Below are 20600 nucleotides of genomic sequence, written 5' to 3'. Positions count from 1 at the left end.
GTCGTACGACCTTACAGACCGGTGGTGACGTCGATCCGGTGGCCCTCTTCGAGGGTCACGATCGCGCGCTTGCTGTTCGACTGCGAACCGAGATTGCCGCGGAAGACCTTGATCTTGCCCTTGCGGACCAGCGTGTTGACGCTCTTGACCTTGACGTCGAACAGCTTCTCGACCGCTTCCTTGATCTGCGGCTTGGTCGCCTTCGCGGCCACCTTGAACAGCACCTTGTTGTGCTCCGAGGCGATCGTCGCCTTTTCGGTCACGACCGGCGACAGGATCACGTCGTAGTGCCGAGGCTCGATGTTCTTGCTCATTTGAAGCGCGCCTCCAGCGCATCGATGGCGGCCTTGGTCAGAACCAGCTTCTGACGGCGCAGGATGTCATAGACGTTGATGCCCTGGATCGGCAGCACGTCCATGTTCGGGATGTTGCGGGCCGCGGCGGCAAAGCCGTCGTTGAGCTCGGCGCCGTCGATGATCAGCGCGTTGGTGAGCCCGAGACCCGAGAAGTGACCGAGCAGCGCCTTGGTCTTGGCAGCCTCCAGCGCGGCCTTCTCGATCACGACGAGATCGCCGTCCTTGGCCTTGGCCGAAAGCGCATGCTTGAGCGCGAGCGCGCGGACCTTCTTCGGCAGGTCGGTGGCGTGCGAACGCACCACCGGACCGAAGGCACGGCCACCGCCGCGGAACTGCGGCACGCGGGCCGAGCCGTGACGAGCACCGCCGGTGCCCTTCTGCTTGTACATCTTCTTGCCGGTGCGCCAGATCTCGGCGCGGCCCTTGGCCTTGTGCGTGCCGGCCTGGCGCTTGTTGAGCTGCCACTGCACGCAGCGCGCGATGATGTCCTCGCGCGGCTCAAGACCGAAGATGGCGTCGGACAGCTGGACGGAGCCCGCTTCCTTACCTTCGAGGGTGGTGACCTTCAGTTCCATCTCACGCCTCCTGCGCAGCCGGAGCGGCGTCCGCGTCGCCAGCGACCTTGAACTTGCCGGGCTTCGGAGCTTCCTTCGGCAGCGGCTTCTTGACGGCGTCGCGCACGCGGATCCAGCCGCCCTTGGAGCCGGGAACGGCGCCTTCGACGAGGATCAGGCCGCGCTCAACATCGGTCTGGACGACGCGAAGGTTGAGCGTGGTGATGCGATCGACACCCATGTGGCCGGGCATCTTCTTGTTCTTCCAGGTCTTGCCCGGATCCTGACGACCACCAGTCGAACCGATCGAGCGGTGCGAGATCGACACACCGTGCGTGGCGCGCAGGCCGCCGAAGTTCCAGCGCTTCATACCGCCGGCAAAGCCCTTACCGACCGAGGTGCCGGTGACGTCGACGAACTGGCCGACGACGAAGTGATCGGCCTGGATCTCGGCGCCGACCGGGATCATGGCATCCGCGGTGACGCGGAATTCCTCGACCCGGCGCTTCGGCTCGACCTTGGCGACCGCGAACTGGCCGCGCTCGGCCTTGGGCATGTAAACGGTCTTGCGGCTGCCAGAACCAAGCTGGAGCGCGACGTAACCGTTCTTCTCTTCAGTGCGGTGGCCTACGACCTGGCAATTGCCGAGCTTCAGCACGGTCACGGGGATATGTTCGCCGGCCTCCGTGAAGACCCGCGTCATCCCGACCTTTTGTGCGATCACTCCGGAGCGCATCGGCTTGCTTCCTGTTCTCTTTGTCCGCTTGCGCGAACGGGATCCAAAATCTTAGAGCTTGATCTCGACGTCGACACCGGCGGCCAGGTCGAGCTTCATCAAAGCATCGACGGTCTGCGGGGTCGGATCGACGATGTCGAGCAGGCGCTTGTGCGTGCGCATCTCGAACTGCTCGCGGCTCTTCTTGTCGACATGGGGCGAACGGTTGACGGTGAACTTCTCGATGCGGGTGGGCAGCGGAATGGGTCCGCGGACCTGCGCGCCGGTGCGCTTCGCCGTGTTCACGATCTCGCGGGTCGACGTATCGAGGATACGATGGTCGAACGCCTTGAGACGGATACGAATGTTTTGGCCGTTCATTGCCGTGGTCTCTCTTCAGTGGGTGGCGAATAGCGAATAGCGAATGTCACCACTCGCTACTCGCCGTCCCTATTCTCGTAATTACTCGATGATCGAGGCGACGACGCCGGCGCCGACGGTGCGGCCACCTTCGCGGATCGCGAAGCGGAGCTTCTCTTCCATCGCGATCGGCACGATCAGGTGCACTTCCATCGCGATGTTGTCGCCCGGCATCACCATCTCGGTGCCTTCCGGCAGGTGCACGACACCGGTCACATCGGTGGTGCGGAAGTAGAACTGCGGACGGTAGTTGGTGAAGAACGGGGTGTGGCGACCGCCCTCTTCCTTGGTGAGGATGTAGGCCTCAGCCTTGAACTTGGTGTGCGGCTTGACCGAACCCGGCTTGGCCAGAACCTGGCCGCGCTCGACGTCCTCGCGCTTGGTGCCGCGGAGCAGAGCGCCGATGTTGTCGCCGGCCTGGCCCTGATCGAGCAGCTTGCGGAACATTTCGACGCCGGTGACGGTGGTCTTCTGGGTGGCGCGAAGACCGACGATCTCGATTTCCTCGCCGACCTTGACGACGCCGCGCTCGACACGGCCGGTCACGACGGTGCCGCGGCCCGAGATCGAGAACACGTCTTCAACCGGCATCAGGAACGGCTGGTCGATCGGACGCTCCGGCTGCGGGATGTACTCGTCGACGTTGCGCATCAGCTCGAGGATGGCGTCGTGGCCGAGCTTCTTGTCCGAATCTTCGAGAGCGGCGAGCGCCGAACCCTTGATGATCGGGATCTTGTCACCGGGGAATTCGTACTTCGAGAGCAGCTCGCGGACTTCCAGCTCGACGAGCTCGAGCAGCTCCGGATCGTCGACCATGTCGCACTTGTTGAGGAACACGACGAGCGCGGGCACGCCGACCTGGCGGGCGAGCAGGATGTGCTCGCGGGTCTGCGGCATCGGGCCGTCAGCGGCCGACACGACCAGGATCGCACCGTCCATCTGGGCGGCGCCGGTGATCATGTTCTTCACGTAGTCGGCGTGGCCGGGGCAGTCGACGTGGGCGTAGTGGCGGTTCGTGGTCTCGTACTCGACGTGCGCGGTCGAGATGGTGATGCCGCGAGCCTTCTCTTCCGGCGCCTTGTCGATCTGGTCGTACGCGGTGAACGTCGCGCCGCCGGTCTCGGCGAGGATCTTGGTGATCGCCGCGGTCAGCGACGTCTTGCCATGGTCGACGTGACCGATGGTGCCGATGTTGCAGTGCGGCTTGTTACGTTCAAACTTTGCTTTGGCCATTTGACTCTCCGTTCAATCGTCAGCTTGAGACCGACGACAATCAGGCAAACTTCTTCTGGACTTCTGCCGACACGTTCGCCGGCGCTTCTGCGTAGTGGTCGAACTGCATGGTGAAGGTCGCGCGACCCTGGCTCATCGAGCGCAGGTTATTCACGTAACCGAACATGTTCATGAGCGGCACCATCGCGTTGATGACGTTGGCGTTGCCGCGCATGTCCTGCCCCTGGATCTGACCGCGCCGGGAATTCAGGTCGCCGATGACCGAGCCGGTGTAGTCTTCCGGGGTCACCACTTCGACCTTCATGATCGGCTCGAGCAGCACGGACTTGCCCATCTGCAGCGCTTCGCGGAAGCAGGCGCGCGAGGCGATTTCGAAGGCGAGCGCCGACGAGTCGACGTCGTGATACTTGCCGTCCACGAGCTGCACCTTGACATCGACCACGGGGAAGCCCGCGACCACGCCGGACGAGAGCACGCTCTCCAGGCCCTTTTCGACGCCGGGGATGTATTCCTTCGGCACCGCGCCGCCGACGATCTTCGATTCGAACTCGAAGCCCTTGCCGGGTTCGTTCGGCTCGACGATGAACGACACGGCCGCGAACTGGCCGGTACCGCCGGTCTGCTTCTTGTGGGTGTAGCTGTGCTCGACCCGCTTGGTGATGCGCTCACGGAACGCAACCTGCGGCGCGCCGATATTGGCGTCGACCTTGTAGGTGCGCTTGAGGATGTCGACCTTGATGTCGAGGTGGAGTTCGCCCATGCCCTTGAGGATGGTCTGGCCGGATTCGTGGTCGGTCGACACGCGGAAGGACGGATCCTCCGCGGCGAGCTTGGCCAGCGCCACGCCCAGCTTCTCCTGGTCGGCCTTGGACTTCGGCTCGATCGCGATCTCGATGACCGGCTCGGGGAATTCCATCTTCTCGAGGATCACCGGCTTATCGGGATCGCACAGCGTGTCACCGGTGCGCGCTTCCTTCAGGCCGGCCAGCGCGACGATGTCGCCGGCATAGGCTTCCTTGATGTCCTCGCGGTTGTTCGCATGCATCAAGAGCATGCGCCCGATACGCTCCTTCTTCTCGCGGGTCGAGTTCACGACGCCGGTGCCGCTCTGCAGGATACCGGAGTAGATGCGGCAGAAGGTGATGGTGCCGACGAACGGGTCGTCCATGATCTTGAATGCGAGCAGCGCCAGGGGCTCCTTGTCGTCCGCCTTGCGAACGACTTCGTTGCCCTTGTCGTCGGTGCCCTTGATCGCGGGCACGTCGAGCGGCGACGGCAGGTAGTCGACGACGGCGTCGAGCAGCGGCTGCACGCCCTTGTTCTTGAAGGCCGAGCCGCACAGCACGGGATAGAACGCGCCGGTCAGCACCGCCTTGCGGATCAGCTTCTTCAGCGTCGCCTCGTCCGGCTCCTTGCCGTCGAGATAGGCGGCCATGGCGTCGTCATCGAGCTCGACGGCGGCTTCCACCATCTTCTCGCGGTATTCCTTGGCCTGGTCAACGAGGTCTTCCGGAATGTCGACATAATCGAACTTCGCGCCGAGCGATTCATCGTTCCAGATGACGCCCTTCATCTTCACGAGGTCGACGAGACCCTTGAAATTGTTCTCGGCGCCGATCGGGAGCTGGATCGCGACGGGCTTGGCGCCCAGACGGTCGACGATGTCCGACAGGCACTTGAAGAAGTCGGCACCGATTTTGTCCATCTTGTTGGCGAAGACGATGCGCGGAACCTTGTACTTGTCGCCCTGGCGCCAGACGGTCTCGGTCTGGGGCTCGACACCCTGGTTGGAGTCGAGCACGCAGACGGCGCCGTCGAGCACGCGCAGCGAGCGCTCGACCTCGATGGTGAAGTCGACGTGGCCGGGCGTGTCGATGATGTTCAGGCGCTTGCCGTTCCAGAACGCGGTGGTCGCAGCCGAGGTGATCGTGATGCCACGCTCCTGCTCCTGCTCCATCCAGTCCATCGTCGCGGCACCTTCGTGCACTTCGCCGATCTTGTGGCTCTTGCCGGTGTAGTACAGGATGCGCTCGGTCGTCGTGGTCTTGCCGGCGTCGATATGCGCCATGATACCGAAGTTACGGTAGTCCTCGATGGCATGTTGGCGGGGCATAGGGTGTTCCTTGCGAGTCCGTTTGTTTCGCCGTTACCAGCGATAGTGCGAGAAGGCGCGGTTGGCTTCCGCCATCCGGTGCACGTCTTCACGCTTCTTGACGGCGTTCCCCCGGTTATTCGATGCGTCCAAGAGCTCCGCCGAGAGCCGCTCGGTCATCGTCTTCTCGTTGCGCTCGCGCGCAGCCGCGATCAGCCAGCGAATGCCAAGCGCCTGCCGGCGGGTCGAACGAACCTCGACCGGAACCTGGTAGGTCGCGCCGCCGACGCGGCGGGAGCGAACCTCGATCGTCGGCATGACGTTCTCGAGCGCCTGCTCGAACACGCCGAGCGGGTTCTGCTTGGTCTTGCTCTCGATGATGCCAAACGCACCATAAACGATGCCTTCGGCAACCGACTTCTTGCCGGCATACATCACCGAGTTCATGAACTTCGTGACGATGATGTTCCCGAACTTCGGATCCGGGAGAACTTCGCGCTTTTCCGCTGAGTGGCGACGAGACATTGAGCTGGTTCCCGCTTACTTCGGACGCTTGGCGCCGTACTTCGAACGACGCTGCTTACGGTTCTTGACGCCCTGGGTATCCAGAACGCCGCGGAGGATGTGATAGCGCACGCCGGGCAAGTCCTTGACGCGGCCGCCGCGGATCATGACCACCGAGTGCTCCTGGAGGTTATGGCCCTCGCCGGGGATGTAGCCGATCACCTCGAAGCCGTTGGTCAGGCGCACCTTGGCAACCTTACGAAGCGCCGAGTTCGGCTTCTTCGGGGTCGTGGTGTAGACGCGCGTGCAAACGCCACGCTTCTGCGGCGACTGCTGCAGCGCCGGCACCTTCTTGCGCGACTTCTGCACTTCACGCGGTTGAGCGATCAGCTGGTTGATCGTCGGCATCCTGGCCTTACCCTTTGTTCTGTCGCGACCCCTTCCGGACCCGCTGTCTTGACGCGGCCCGTCGCCGGGACCGCAAATTCTTCTCGAGCTACCCACCCGACGAGGCCGCCTTTGCGGAACAATTCGCGCAAAGCGAAATTGCGCCAACCGCTCCATCAACGAGCGGAAAGCGCTTCGACGCCACAGAGGACCGCGATATTGAGGCCGATCAGCGTCAAGCTGCGGCCCGCGCACCGAGGTCATGCATCCGAATTCGATCTCAAGAGAACAAGCTCAAGAGAACTAAAATCGCACTGGCATTGCCTAGCTATGATCGACAGCGTTTGAGCGGCATTCGTCGAGGTTGGTGCCCGCCTTAAACGACCCTTGGGGAGCTAGTCCGTGGGGATCAACGGGTGGCCCGTTCCGACGCTGGCGATGCTCACCGCCTGTCGTTAAGTGAGGCGCTTTCTATAAGTGAGAATCGGTCAAGTCAAGGTGAAACGACAGTCAGAAAACGCTTCTCACGACTGTCGAAATCGCTGTTTGCCGCACTCACCGCGCCGTCCGGATATGGGCATGAGGCCCCTGCTCCGCTACCCCAGCGACCTATTTACATCCGGATGAAATATACTTTTATGTCCCGTGCTCAGGCTTTTCTTCCTGTTGATGCGGCAGTCTGCCGTCTTCGGGAGAGATTTGCGCCAAGCGGTACACCGAGATTTCCATCATCAGCGGGCGATTGTCCGGCTCGACCGCCGCCGCGGTGCTCGGCCGGGCCGGCATTTCGACCGCGCTGATCGATCCGCATCAGAGCTATCCGGCGGATTTTCGCGTCGAGAATCAGCGGTCACGTCCAGGTCGAGCGATTCCTAAAGACCGGAATTGGAGAATCGGTCCTGCGCCGCGCCACCTTTGCTGGCGAGAACAGGATCGCGCGCTTCGGCCGTCTGCCCGATAAGGCGCCAAGCCGACAGTTCAACATCATCTACGATTCCCTGGTCAACGCCGTCCGCGGCGATATCCCTGGGAACGTCGAGCGCATCTGCGCCAAGGCGACTACGGTCGAGACCAGCCCGGAGCGGCAGAGGGTTTCGCTCTCCAATGGCGAGACGATCTCGGCCCGTCTGGTCGTGCTCGCCAACGGTCTCAATGTCGGCCTGCGCCACCAGCTCGGCATTGCGCGGAAAGTCGTCAGCGCCCGCCATTCGATCTCGGCCTGGTCGGTGCAGGGGCTATTGCGGCCGCTCGGAGGCGCCTTCGCCCTGGAACCGAACTTCCTCGGTCACTCCTCCTCGTCGCCCTCGTCCTCATCATCCGCGAGGTCGTCGTCTTCCTCGTCGTCATCCTCGCTGTCGTCATCGGCCTGAGCCGCAGCGCTGTGCGGCTGGTGCATCTGGTCGTTCCACAACTTGCGATAGGTGCCGTTCTTGGCAAGCAGCTCGGCATGCGAGCCGCGCTCGATCGCCCCGCCCCCTGAGATCACGATGATCTCGTCCATCTCGACCACCGAGGTCAGGCGATGGGTCGACCAGATCATGGTGCGGCCCTTGGCGACCTTCAGCAGCGTGCGGTTGATCGCCGCTTCCGTGGTCTGGTCCAGCGCCGAGGTGGCCTCGTCCAGCAGCAGCACCGAGGGATTGCGGATGATCGCGCGCGCGATCGCGATGCGCTGGCGCTGGCCGCCCGAGAGCGTGTCGCCGCGCTCTCCGACCTGCGTGTCGTAGCGCTGCGGCAGGCTCATGATGTAGCGGTGGATCTCGGCCTTCTTCGCCGCCTCCTCCACCTCCTCGTCGGTCGCGCCCTCCTTGCCGAGGCGGATGTTCTCGCGGATCGACATGTTGAACAGCATGTTCTCCTGGAACACGACCGCCATGCTCCGGCGCAGCGAATCCAGCGTCACCTTGCGGACGTCGACGCCATCGATGGTGACGCGGCCCTCGTCGGGCACGTAGAGCCGCAGGATCAGGTTGAGCAGCGTGCTCTTGCCGGAGCCCGAGGGACCGACGATGGCGATGCTCCTGCCGACCTTGAGCTTGAGGCTGAGATTGTCCAGCACCGGCGTCTGGCTGCCTTCGTACTGGAAAGTGACGTGATCGAAGGTGATGTCGTTGGTGATGCGCGGCAGGTCGGGCGCGCCGGGACGATCGGCGCCGCGAGTCGGCTCGTCAAGCAGCTCCTGGATGTGGCGGACCGCGGCGGCCGAGGAGATCGACACCGGGATGAAGTGCATCACATGGGCGATGTTGTAGGAGACCTCCCAGAACGCGCTCTCGAAGGTCACGAAGGTGCCGATGGTAATCTGGCCCTTGGTCGCGAGATAGGCGCCGATCGCGAGCACCACGAGGTGCAGCAAAAGCACGGAGATGGTGACCGTCCGCTCCACCATGGTCGACAGAAACGCGGCGGAGGCGATCCTGTTGCGGGTCTCGTCGTTGCGGAAGCGGAAGAAGCCGAACATCTTGCGCTGCAGGCTGAACGCCTTGATCACGGCCTGCGCCGCCACGTTCTCCTGCACCATGCCGAGCAGCGCGCTCTCGTTGAGCTTCTGCTCGTAATTGGCCTGCACCGCCTTCGGGGTGAGGATGCGCGGGCCAATCAGGGTGATCGGGAACACCAGCAGCGCGACCACGGCGAGCTGCCAGTTCAAAAACAACATCAGGATGATGCCGGCGACCAGTTCCAGGAACGGCAGCGCCGCACTGTTGGCGAAGGTCTTCACCGAGCCTTCGAACGCCGAGAGGTCGACGGAAAAGCGCGACAGGATCTCGCCGCGTTTGGTGCGGCCGAAATAAGCCGCCGGCAGCTCCTGGACGTGCTCGAACAGGCGCTTGCGGACGTCGGAGATGATGCAGGCGGCCAGCCGCGCGTCCCAGCGCTCGTACCAGACCGCGATGATGGAGGTGAGGATGCCGGCGACCGCGAGCACGCCGAGGATCTTGTACAGCGCCTGGAAATCCTCCTCACCGAGCGCGTCGTCGATCAGGTACTTCAGGCTGAGCGGCATGATGACGTTGAACAGCGTCTCGACAACGACGCCGAACGCCACGAACGACAGCATCCGCTTGTAGTTGGTGAGGAAGGGCTTGACGAAGCCCAGGATGGTGGCGAGCGCGCCGGCGGCCTCGCGCGCGGTAAAGACGACGAGGTCCTCGTCCTCATCGTCGTCATCGAGCTCCAGCTCGTCATCCTCCTCGTCTTCGTCGTCCTCGAGGTCCGGCTTGGCGGCGATGGCGAGCTTGTCGTCGAGCTCGGTCGCATCTTCGGCGGTGAGCTTCTGTTTGTCGGGCGAGAGAGGCTTGGACGCCATGATACCAACCGATGCTGACGGCCGGCATGACCGCAGAGAAAGCAGGAGATAGCGGAGAGCCGCTATCGCACCGATTCTATGCGATCAAAATGAATTCGGCAAAACAATTGGCGAATTCACCCGATCCTTGAACGCTAGTCGTCGTCCTCGTCCTCGACCTTGTCGAAGAACGAATAACGCAAGCTGTCGGCGTCGGCGTACCATTGACCCGGGCCCTTGCCCGCGGCAAGCGTCGCCTCCCACAGCGCGTCGGTGCAGTCCTTGCGGTGCATCGACAGCTCGAAGCCGTTGCCGAAGAACAGCTCGGACCATTCCCACCAGGTGCCGAGCTTCTTGACCCCGCGCAGGAGATCGTAGCGGTCGATCACTGCCGAGGCCATGTCCGAGGTAACAGAGCCGAACACGAGGCCGGTCTTGACCACGCGGTTGAACTCGCGGATCGCGCGGACCACCTGCTTCGGGGAAACGTGGCAGAGGCTGGTCTCAAACACGAAGTCGAAGCTGCCGCCCTTGAACGGCATGTCGGTGATCGAGCCGAGCTTGTTGTACTTCTTGAGCGCCTTCGGCGTCTTGGCGTGGATGGCGCGGTTGTTCTCGATGCCCCAGGCATCGATGCCGCGATCGCGCAGCGCGCCGACCAGCTCGCCGCTCGCCGAGCCCGCGACCAGCAGTTTGGCGCCTTTCGCATTGCCCCAGACGATGCCGATCAGCTTTGTCAGATAATCGGGATCGGTGAAGTGCTTCCACGCCTCGTGATAGGGACCGAGGCCGCGATAATTCTCGAAATAATCGCGGTCGATCTTGTCCGAGACCGGCCGGCCGTCCTGCGCGCGCTCGCGGCGCAGGCGCATCATCTCGGTCAGGATGATGTCGGTCGCCGCATCCGAGGAGTCGAGCAGGCCGTTCAGCGTGGAGTCGAACAGGTAGTCGCCGACCACCACGATGCCCGGATGTTCCTTCGGCTCCGGCCGATGATTGGTCATGATGTCGCGCACGGGCAGGCCGCCCGGCAGCGCGTTCACCGATGACAGCCAGCGATGGATCTTGCCTTCCATGAAATGGGCGCGGGCATCGCCGAGCGAGGCCGGCAGCGATTTCAGCGCGGCGTCGATCAGCTCCTGGTCCGAGAGGTTGGCGAAGGCCAGCGCGTCGGAGCCGGGAATGAGCCAGTTCAACACGCCGTGCTTGCCGACGTCGTGACGCGCGCCCTCGTTGTAGACGCAGCAGCCGCCGAAGGCCTCCGACATGAACCAGGCACCCGGAATCTTCTCGCCCCAAAACGGGGTGTCGAACAGGATCGAGACGCGCAAATAGTGCGCCGGACGGTCGAAATAGGAGATGTGCTTGACCATCGACTTGCGCAGCTGCTCGCCTTCCCACCCCATCGTGGCGAGCCAGGAATGCGGCAGGCACATCAGCACGAGATCGAAGTCGCGCGTCTCCGGCCCCTTGCCGTTCATCATCTTGAGCTGGTAGCGGCCGGTCGGCGCCTTGCCGACGGTGAGCACGCGGTGATTGAGCTGAATGTCGGCATTGACCTCCGACTGCAGGCACTCGATCAGCTGCTCGTTGCCGTTCTGGATGGAGTAGAGGCCGATATAGCCGTCCACATCCATCAGGTAGTTCTTGAGCGCGTTGAGGCCGTTGGTGTTGTGGCTCTCGGTGGCGATATCCGAGCGCGCCATCACCTTGAAGAAACGCTTCGCGGTCTCGTCCTCGACCTCCTCGTCGAGCACCTGCTCGGCGGTCTTGTAGGCCCAGGGGTTCTCGTTGTCGTGCGCGCCGACGCCCTCGTAATATTCGATCGGCGACATCACCTCGGTGCAGCGCTTGCGGAACGTCTCGATCGCCGCCGCGGTCTTGGCGCCGTATCTGCGGCGCATGCCCGCGACGTCGTCGAGCAGCTCGCCGCCGAATTGCACCTGCTCGGCGTCCATCGGAATGGTCTGAAGTCCGAAATGCTGAATCAGCTCGCGCAGCGGGTCCGGGCCCGTCATCGAGTAGTCGTAGATCTCGGCAACGCCGGCCTCGTACATCGCCGGCGCCGAATCGAATTTGCGCGTGACGATCTTGCCGCCGAGCCGATCGGACGCCTCGAAGATGGTGACGCGGCAGAGGTCGCCAAGCTTACGCTTCAGATACCAGGCGCTCATCAGCCCGCCGGGGCCGCCGCCTACGATTGCGAGATCAAGCATGTCAGTTCCGTGGTCTCCGGCCCTGCCCCCGTCACGGGATCCACCGGTCTAAGCTGCACTAGCAGAAGCGCTTTTGCGCCTGAAGGAAAGATGAACAAAGGTTGATCTCGCACCGCAACAGGCAATCAAAGCAGCAAAAAGGCCGGCTCGCGCCGGCCTTTTCATTGTCCTCGGTATTCTTACGGGTGAACGATCATTCCGCAGGCGGCAGCGCAGGAAGCTCGGCCTCCGGCGCGGGCGACACCACAGCTGCCTGCTTCTCGCGCTCGTCCAGGATCAGCTTGTCGCGCTTCATCGCGACCTCGCGGATCTTGGCCATGGACGCGCCGGTGCCCGCCGGGATCAGCCGGCCGACGATGACGTTCTCCTTGAGGCCCTCGAGCGGATCGATCTTGCCGTTGACCGCCGCCTCGGTGAGGACGCGGGTGGTCTCCTGGAACGAGGCCGCCGAGAAGAAGGAGCGGGTCTGCAGGCTCGCCTTGGTGATGCCGAGCAGAACCGGCGTACCCGTGGCGGGCTTCTTGCCCTCTTCCTTGGCCTTCTCGTTGAGCGCGTCGAACTCGATCTTGTCGACCTGCTCGCCGGAGATCATGTCCGTATCGCCCTGGTCGGTGACTTCCACCTTCTGGAGCATCTGACGGACAATCACCTCGATGTGCTTGTCGTTGATGAGCACGCCCTGGAGCCGGTAGACCTCCTGGATCTCGTTGACCAGATAGGCCGCAAGCTCCTCGATGCCCTTGACCGCAAGAATGTCGTGCGGCGCCGGGTTGCCTTCCACGATGAAGTCGCCCTTTTCGACGACGTCGCCGTCCTGAAGGTGGATGTGCTTGCCCTTCGGGATCAGGTACTCGCGCGGTTCCTCGGTCTTGTCCATCGGCTCGATCGAGATGCGACGCTTGTTCTTGTAGTCGCGTCCGAACCGGATGGTGCCCGCGATTTCGGCGATGATCGCCGCATCCTTCGGACGCCGTGCCTCGAACAGCTCCGCCACCCGCGGCAGACCGCCGGTGATGTCACGCGTCTTGGCGCTTTCGGTCGAGACACGCGCGAGGATGTCGCCCGGATTGACCTTGGCGCCGACGTCGACCGAGAGAATGGCGTCGACCGACAGCATGTAGCGGGCATCGCCGCCACGGGGGAGCTTGAGCACCTTGCCGTCCTTGCCCTTGACCACGATGGCCGGACGCAGGTCCGAGCCGCCGCGGGTCGAGCGCCAGTCGATGACCACGCGCTTGGCGATGCCGGTGGCCTCGTCGAGCGTTTCCGAGATCGACTGCCCCTCGACCAGGTCCTCGAAGCCGATCGTACCTTCGACTTCGGTGAGGAGCGGACGGGTGTAGGGATCCCACTCGACGATACGCTGGCCGCGCTTGACGTTGTCGCCCTCGTCGACGTGCAGGCGCGAGCCGTACTGGACGCGGTGCGTCGCACGCTCGGTGCCGTCGGCATCGACGATCGCCACCACCATGTTGCGTACCATCGCGATCAGGTGACCTTCGCTGTTGCGGGCGATGGACTTGTTCCGGATCACGATCTTGCCGTCGAAATTGGCTTCGACGAACGACTGCTCGTTGAGCTGCGCCGCACCACCGATGTGGAAGGTGCGCATGGTCAGCTGGGTGCCCGGCTCGCCGATCGACTGCGCCGCGATGACGCCGACGGCTTCACCGTGATTGACCGGCGTGCCGCGGGCGAGGTCGCGGCCGTAGCACTTGCCGCAGATGCCGTTGACGAGTTCGCAGGTCAGAGCCGAACGGATCTTCACCTCCTGCACGCCACCCTGCTGGATGGCTTCCAGATGGCTCTCTTCCATCAGCGTGTCGCGCTTGATGATCACCTTGCCCGAGCTGTCACGGATATCCTCGCAGGCCGTGCGTCCGAGGATGCGCGAGCCGAGCGAGGCGACCACGGTGCCCGCATCGACGATGGCGCGCATCTTGATGCCGAGCTTGGTACCGCAGTCGCTCTGCGTGATGATGCAGTCCTGCGCGACGTCGACGAGACGGCGGGTCAGGTAGCCCGAGTTCGCGGTCTTCAACGCGGTGTCCGCGAGGCCCTTGCGGGCGCCGTGGGTCGAGTTGAAGTACTCGAGCACCGAGAGGCCTTCCTTGAAGTTCGAGATGATCGGCGTCTCGATGATCTCACCCGACGGCTTGGCCATCAGGCCGCGCATGCCGGCGAGCTGGCGCATCTGGGCCGGCGAACCGCGGGCACCGGAGTGGGCCATCATGTAGATCGAGTTGATGTCGGCATCGGCTCCGCTCGCCGTCTTCTTGGTGGCGGAGATTTCCTTCATCATCGCCTTGGCGATTTCTTCCGTGGCCTTCGACCAGGCGTCGACAACCTTGTTGTACTTCTCGCCATGGGTGATCAGGCCGTCGTTGTACTGCTGCTCGAAATCCTTCGCCAGCGTACGGGTGGTGTCGACGATCTTCCACTTGCCGTGCGGCACGACCATGTCGTCCTTGCCGAACGAGATGCCGGCCTTGAACGCGTTGTAGAAGCCGAGCGCCATGATGCGGTCGCAGAAGATCACCGTCTCCTTCTGGCCGCAATGGCGGTAGACCTGGTCGATGACGCCCGAGATCTCGCGCTTGGTCATCAGCTTGTTGATGATCTCGTACGTGACGCGCGGGTTCTTCGGCAGCAGGTTGCCGAGCATGACGCGGCCGGCGGTGGTCTCGATCCAGCGCTTGGAGACCTTGCCGGACTCGTCCATGCCTTCCCACCGGTACTTGATCTTGGTGTGGAGGTGGATGACCTTCGCGTGCAGCGCGTGCTCGAGCTCGGCCATGTCGCCGAACGCCTTGCCCTCGCCGGGGAGGCCTTCACGCATGATCGAGACGTAGTAGAGACCGAGCACGATGTCCTGCGACGGCACGATGATCGGCTGACCGTTCGCCGGATGCAGGATGTTGTTGGTCGACATCATCAGGACGCGCGCTTCCAGCTGCGCCTCGAGCGACAGCGGGACGTGCACGGCCATCTGGTCACCGTCGAAGTCGGCGTTGAACGCCGAGCAGACCAGCGGGTGAAGCTGGATCGCCTTGCCTTCGATCAGCACGGGCTCGAACGCCTGGATGCCGAGGCGATGCAGCGTCGGGGCACGGTTCAGCAGCACCGGATGCTCGCGGATCACCTCGTCCAGGATGTCCCAGACCTCGGGCCGCTCCTTCTCGACCAGCTTCTTGGCCTGCTTCACGGTGGTGGACAGGCCCTTGGCGTCGAGCCGCGAATAGATGAACGGCTTGAACAGCTCAAGCGCCATCTTCTTCGGCAGGCCGCACTGATGCAGGCGCAGCTCGGGACCGACCACGATCACCGAACGGCCCGAATAGTCGACGCGCTTGCCGAGCAGGTTCTGACGGAAGCGGCCCTGCTTGCCCTTGAGCATGTCGGCGAGTGACTTCAGCGGACGCTTGTTGGCGCCGGTGATGACGCGGCCGCGGCGGCCGTTGTCGAACAGCGCATCGACCGCTTCCTGAAGCATGCGCTTCTCGTTGCGGATGATGATGTCGGGCGCACGCAGCTCCATCAGCCGCTTCAGGCGGTTGTTGCGGTTGATGACGCGGCGGTAGAGGTCGTTGAGATCAGAGGTCGCGAAGCGGCCGCCGTCGAGCGGCACCAGCGGACGCAGATCCGGCGGAATCACCGGAACCACGGTCATGATCATCCATTCCGGCTTGTTGCCGGAGTGGCGGAACGCTTCGACGATCTTCAGGCGCTTGGCGAGCTTCTTGTGCTTGATGTCGGAGTCGGTCTCCTGCATCTCGACGCGCAGCGAAGCCTCGAGCTTCTCGAGGTCCATGCCCTTGAGCAGCTCGCGGATCGCTTCTGCGCCGATCATGGCGGTGAAGCTGTCCTGGCCGTACTCGTCCTGCGCCTTCAGATACTCGTCTTCCGACAGCAGCTGACGGTCCTTGAGCGCGGTGAGACCCGGCTCGAGCACCACGTAGTATTCGAAGTAGAGGATCCGCTCGAGATCCTTCAGCGTCATGTCCAGCAGCAGGCCGATGCGCGAGGGCAGCGACTTCAGGAACCAGATGTGGGCGACGGGCGCGGCGAGCTCGATATGGCCCATGCGCTCGCGCCGGACGCGCGACAGCGTGACCTCGACCGAGCACTTCTCGCAGATGATGCCCTTGTACTTCATGCGCTTGTACTTGCCGCACAAGCACTCGTAGTCCTTGATCGGCCCGAAGATGCGGGCGCAGAACAGGCCGTCGCGCTCGGGCTTGAAGGTACGGTAGTTGATGGTCTCCGGCTTCTTGATCTCGCCGTAGGACCAGGACAGAATCTTCTCTGGAGACGCGATCGAGATCCGGATCTGGTCGAAGACCTGAGCCGGCGTCGTCGGGTTGAAGAGATTCATAATTTCTTGGTTCATCGTCTTCTCCTCGCGTGCCGGTCGCCTCCGGCCGCAAATTCGAAAATCACTCGTGCAGGGCGCCCTGCCCTCAAGGCCTCAGGCCGGGCGCCGATGCCCGGCCGTCGAAGGCCGGGCATGAAAGGTCGAATTACTCGGCCGCTTCCGACGTCGGCGCCGGTCCCATCTTGGAGTTGTGCAGGTCGACGTTGAGGCCGAGCGAGCGCATTTCCTTGACCAGCACGTTGAACGATTCCGGAATACCGGCCTCGAACGTGTCGTCGCCGCGCACGATCGCCTCGTACACCTTGGTGCGGCCGGCGACGTCGTCCGACTTCACCGTCAGCATCTCCTGGAGCGTGTAGGCCGCGCCGTAAGCCTCGAGCGCCCACACCTCCATTTCGCCGAAGCGCTGGCCACCGAACTGCGCCTTGCCGCCCAGCGGCTGCTGGGTGACGAGCGAGTACGGACCGATCGAACGCGCATGGATCTTGTCGTCGACCAGATGGTGCAGCTTGAGCATGTAGATGTAGCCGACCGTCACCTTGCGATCGAAAGCATCCCCGGTGCGGCCGTCATAGACGGTCGACTGACCCGAAGCGTCGAGACCGGCCAGCTTCAGCATCTCCTCGATGTCGGCTTCCTTGGCGCCATCGAACACCGGGGTTGCGATCGGCACGCCGCGGCTGAGGTTATGGCCGAGTTCAAGCAGCTCGTTGTCGTTGAGCGTCTTGATGGTCTCGTCCTCGCCGTAGACCTTCTTCAAGGTTTCCTTCAGCGGCTTGATGTCCTGCTTCGACAGGTAGGCATCGACCGTCTGGCCGATACGCTTGCCGAGGCCGGCGCAGGCCCAGCCGAGATGGGTCTCGAGGATCTGTCCGACGTTCATGCGCGAGGGCACGCCCAGCGGGTTGAGCACGATGTCGGCGTGCGTGCCGTCTTCGAGGAACGGCATGTCCTCGATCGGCACGATCTTCGACACCACGCCCTTGTTGCCGTGGCGGCCGGCCATCTTGTCGCCGGGCTGGATCTTGCGCTTCACCGCGACGAAGACCTTGACCATCTTCATCACGCCGGGCGGCAATTCGTCACCGCGCTGGAGCTTCTCGACCTTGTCGAGGAAGCGCTGTTCAAGCCCCTTCTTCGACTCGTCGTACTGCTTCCGCATGGCCTCGATCTCGGCCATCAGCTTGTCGTTCGGCGAAGCGAACAGCCACCACTGCGACTTCGGGTACTCCTCGAGCACCGCACGGGTGATCTTGGTGTCCTTCTTGAAGCCCTTCGGGCCCGCAATGCCCTGCCGTCCCTCGAGCAACTCGGCAAGACGGTTGTAGACGTTGCGGTCCAGGATCGCCTGCTCGTCGTCGCGGTCCTTGGCCAGACGCTCGATCTCTTCCCGTTCGATCGCCAGCGCACGCTCGTCCTTGTCGACGCCATGACGGTTGAACACGCGCACTTCCACGATCGTGCCCTGCACGCCCGGAGGCACGCGCAGTGAGGTGTCGCGGACGTCGGAGGCCTTTTCGCCGAAGATGGCGCGCAGCAGCTTCTCTTCCGGCGTCATCGGGCTTTCGCCCTTCGGCGTGATCTTGCCGACCAGGATGTCGCCGGCGCGCACTTCCGCGCCGATGTAGACGATACCGGCTTCGTCGAGGTTCTTCAGCGCTTCTTCCGAGACGTTCGGAATGTCGCGGGTGATTTCCTCAGGTCCGAGCTTGGTGTCGCGGGCCATCACCTCGAACTCCTCGATATGGATCGAGGTGAAGACGTCTTCCTTCACAATCCGCTCGGAGAGCAGGATCGAGTCTTCGAAGTTGTAGCCGTTCCACGGCATGAACGCGACCAGCACGTTGCGCCCCAGAGCGAGCTCGCCGAGATCGGTCGACGGACCGTCGGCGATGATGTCGCCCTTCTTGACGACGTCGCCGACCTTCACCAGCGGACGCTGGTTGATGCAGGTCGACTGGTTCGAGCGCTGGTACTTCATCAGACGGTAGATATCGACGCCCGACTTGGTCGGATCGAGGTCTTCCGTGGCGCGGATGACGACGCGAGTGGCGTCGATCTGGTCGATCACGCCCGAACGGCGCGCCGCGATCGCGGCACCCGAGTCTCGCGCAACTACGCCTTCCATGCCGGTTCCGACGAACGGCGCCTCGGCGCGAACCAGCGGCACCGCCTGGCGCTGCATGTTCGAGCCCATCAGCGCGCGGTTGGCGTCGTCGTTCTCGAGGAACGGGATCAGCGCCGCGGCGACCGAAACGAGCTGCTTCGGCGACACGTCCATGTAGTCGACCTTGTCCGGGGTCACCGGCAAGACTTCGCCGGCGTGACGGCAGACCACGAGGTCTTCGGTGAAGCGGCCCTTCGGGTCGAGCGGCACGTTGGCCTGCGCGACCGTGTAGCGGCCCTCTTCCATCGCCGAGAGGTACACGACCTCGTCGGTGACGCGACCGTCCTTGACCTTGCGGTACGGCGTCTCGACGAAGCCGTACTTGTTCACGCGCGCGAAGGTCGCAAGCGAGTTGATGAGGCCGATGTTCGGACCTTCCGGCGTCTCGATCGGGCAGATACGGCCGTAATGGGTCGGATGCACGTCGCGGACTTCGAAGCCGGCGCGCTCGCGGGTCAGACCGCCCGGTCCAAGCGCCGAGAGACGACGCTTGTGGGTGATCTCCGAGAGCGGGTTGGTCTGGTCCATGAACTGCGAGAGCTGCGAGGAGCCGAAGAACTCGCGCACGGCGGCAGCCGCGGGCTTCGCGTTGATCAGGTCCTGCGGCATGACCGTGTCGATGTCGACCGAGGACATGCGCTCCTTGATCGCGCGCTCCATGCGCAGCAGGCCGATGCGGTACTGGTTCTCCATGAGCTCGCCGACCGAGCGCACACGGCGGTTGCCGAGATGGTCGATGTCGTCGATCTCGCCCTTGCCATCGCGCAGGTCCACCAGGGTCTTGATGACCGCGAGGATGTCTTCCTTGCGCAGCGTGCGCTGGGTATCGGGCGCATCGAGGTCGAGGCGCATGTTCATCTTGACGCGGCCGACCGCGGAGAGATCATAGCGCTCGGCGTCGAAGAACAGCGACTGGAACATGGCCTGCGCCGATTCCAGCGTCGGCGGCTCGCCCGGACGCATCACGCGGTAGATGTCGAACAGCGCGTCCTCGCGCGTCATGTTCTTGTCGGCCGAGAGGGTGTTGCGGATGTAGGGGCCGACATTGACGTGGTCGATGTCGAGCAGCGGCAGCTCCTTGTAGCCCTGCTCGTTGAGCGCCTTCATCAGCTTGTCGGTGATCTCCTCACCGGCTTCCGCATGGATCTCACCCGTCTTCGGGTTGACGAGGTCCTCGGCGACGTAGTTGCCGACCAGCTCCTCATCGGCCATGCGCAGCGCCTTCAGCCCCTTCTCCTGGAGCTGGCGGGCGGCACGGACGGTGAGCTTCTTGCCGGCCTCGAGCACGACCTTGCCGGTGTCGGCGTCGATCAGGTCGTTGACGGTCGAGTAGCCGCGGAAACGGTTGGCGTCGAACGGAACGCGCCAGCCGTCCTTGGTCCGCTTGTAGAGGATCTTCTTGTAGAACGTGGACAGGATCGCTTCGCCGTCGAGGCCGAGGGCGAACATCAGCGACGTCACCGGAATCTTGCGGCGACGGTCGATACGCGCATAGACGATGTCCTTGGCGTCGAACTCGATGTCGAGCCAGGAGCCGCGATACGGGATCACGCGGGCGGCGAACAGCAGCTTGCCCGACGAATGGGTCTTGCCCTTGTCGTGGTCGAAGAACACGCCGGGCGAACGGTGCATCTGCGAGACGATGACGCGCTCGGTGCCGTTGACGATGAAGGTGCCGTTCATCGTCATGAGCGGGATGTCGCCCATGTAGACGTCCTGCTCCTTGATGTCCTTGACCGACTTCGCACCGGTTTCCTCGTCGATATCGAACACGATGAGGCGCAGCGTCACCTTGAGGGGAGCCGCGAAGGTCATGCCGCGCTGGCGGCACTCGTCGACGTCATATTTCGGCTGCTCGAACTCGTAGCGGACGAACTCCAGCATCGAGGTGCCCGAGAAATCCGAGATCGGGAACACCGAGCGGAACACTGCCTGCAGACCCTCGTCGAGACGGCCGCCAGTGGGTTCATCGACCATCAGGAATTGGTCATAGGACGCCTTCTGAACCTCGATGAGGTTCGGCATCTCGGCGACTTCCTTGATGTGTCCGAAGAACTTGCGAACGCGTTTGCGACCGGTGAATGTCTGCTGCGCCATCGTGGCCTCTCATTTCGTCGCCCGCTCTGGGCGCGCCGTCCGGAACGCGGCTGCCACCGCTTTCCGGGTTGAATTTTTCGAACCCGTTTTGGGGGCCGGAAACTCAGTTTCAGGCGGGAATGTCCTGAATCTGTTCTTCAGACCTTCAAAACGCAAAACGACGCGCGGGGCGCTGCTGCGCGCCCGCCCGTCACA

13 protein-coding genes and 1 pseudogene are annotated in these 20600 nt (G+C 63.4%); 1 reads left to right on the top strand and 13 read right to left on the bottom strand.

Features of this window, described 5'->3' with window-relative positions; all coding sequences use genetic code 11:
• Window positions 1-11: 11 nt before the first annotated feature.
• From ACVWY3_RS07410 to ACVWY3_RS07370, 9 genes are all read right to left on the bottom strand, one after another.
• On the bottom strand, window positions 12-314 hold the full coding sequence (locus ACVWY3_RS07410) for a 50S ribosomal protein L23 (RefSeq protein WP_456837874.1): 303 nt from the start codon (window positions 312-314) through the stop codon (window positions 12-14).
• Window positions 311-931: a 50S ribosomal protein L4 gene (gene rplD / locus ACVWY3_RS07405; protein ID WP_456837873.1), complete on the bottom strand. Its 621-nt coding sequence runs from the start codon at window positions 929-931 to the stop codon at window positions 311-313. Before rplD ends, ACVWY3_RS07410 begins: the two co-directional genes overlap by 4 nt.
• A gap of 1 nt (window position 932) precedes the next feature.
• Window positions 933-1646, bottom strand: a complete 714-nt coding sequence (gene rplC / locus ACVWY3_RS07400) for a 50S ribosomal protein L3 (RefSeq protein WP_008549275.1) — start codon at window positions 1644-1646, stop codon at window positions 933-935.
• 51 nt (window positions 1647-1697) lie between these two features.
• Entirely contained in the window at window positions 1698-2006 is a 309-nt protein-coding gene (rpsJ, locus tag ACVWY3_RS07395; protein WP_002712302.1) for a 30S ribosomal protein S10, read from the bottom strand.
• A gap of 81 nt (window positions 2007-2087) precedes the next feature.
• On the bottom strand, window positions 2088-3278 hold the full coding sequence (tuf, locus tag ACVWY3_RS07390; protein ID WP_235545631.1) for an elongation factor Tu: 1191 nt from the start codon (window positions 3276-3278) through the stop codon (window positions 2088-2090).
• A gap of 40 nt (window positions 3279-3318) precedes the next feature.
• On the bottom strand, window positions 3319-5391 hold the full coding sequence (gene fusA / locus ACVWY3_RS07385) for an elongation factor G (RefSeq protein ID WP_456837872.1): 2073 nt from the start codon (window positions 5389-5391) through the stop codon (window positions 3319-3321).
• A 33-nt stretch (window positions 5392-5424) separates the two neighbouring features.
• Window positions 5425-5895, bottom strand: coding sequence for a 30S ribosomal protein S7 (gene rpsG, locus ACVWY3_RS07380; RefSeq protein ID WP_018647239.1), 471 nt, complete (start codon window positions 5893-5895; stop codon window positions 5425-5427).
• Between the two features lie 15 nt (window positions 5896-5910).
• Window positions 5911-6282 (bottom strand): 30S ribosomal protein S12, encoded by a 372-nt coding sequence (rpsL, locus tag ACVWY3_RS07375; RefSeq protein WP_007603006.1) that lies wholly within the window; start codon window positions 6280-6282, stop codon window positions 5911-5913.
• A gap of 615 nt (window positions 6283-6897) precedes the next feature.
• Window positions 6898-7047, bottom strand: a complete 150-nt coding sequence (locus ACVWY3_RS07370; protein ID WP_456843573.1) for a hypothetical protein — start codon at window positions 7045-7047, stop codon at window positions 6898-6900.
• Here ACVWY3_RS07370 and ACVWY3_RS07365 point away from each other — a divergent pair.
• A pseudogene (locus ACVWY3_RS07365) lies at window positions 6983-7478 on the top strand (FAD-dependent oxidoreductase); the annotation flags it as partial. The gene ACVWY3_RS07370 and the pseudogene ACVWY3_RS07365 overlap by 65 nt on opposite strands.
• 68 nt (window positions 7479-7546) lie before the next feature.
• On the opposite strand, the gene ACVWY3_RS07360 reads toward ACVWY3_RS07365, so the two are convergent.
• The 4 genes from ACVWY3_RS07360 to rpoB form a co-directional block, all read right to left on the bottom strand.
• On the bottom strand, window positions 7547-9571 hold the full coding sequence (locus ACVWY3_RS07360; protein WP_456837871.1) for an ABC transporter ATP-binding protein: 2025 nt from the start codon (window positions 9569-9571) through the stop codon (window positions 7547-7549).
• Window positions 9572-9705: 134 nt separating this feature from the next.
• Complete coding sequence (locus ACVWY3_RS07355; protein WP_456837870.1) at window positions 9706-11766, bottom strand: FAD-dependent oxidoreductase; 2061 nt, start codon at window positions 11764-11766, stop codon at window positions 9706-9708.
• Window positions 11767-11959: 193 nt separating this feature from the next.
• Window positions 11960-16156 carry a DNA-directed RNA polymerase subunit beta' gene (gene rpoC / locus ACVWY3_RS07350; RefSeq protein ID WP_456837869.1) on the bottom strand — a complete coding sequence of 1399 codons (4197 nt, stop codon included), beginning with the start codon at window positions 16154-16156 and terminating at the stop codon, window positions 11960-11962.
• Between the two features lie 130 nt (window positions 16157-16286).
• Window positions 16287-20405, bottom strand: coding sequence for a DNA-directed RNA polymerase subunit beta (gene rpoB / locus ACVWY3_RS07345; protein ID WP_456837868.1), 4119 nt, complete (start codon window positions 20403-20405; stop codon window positions 16287-16289).
• Window positions 20406-20600 lie beyond the last annotated feature (195 nt).

Source organism: Bradyrhizobium sp. USDA 4486 (genome assembly GCF_054057995.1).
Note: the sequence above shows the minus strand (reverse complement) of the source record. Positions and strands in the feature narration are given on the sequence as shown.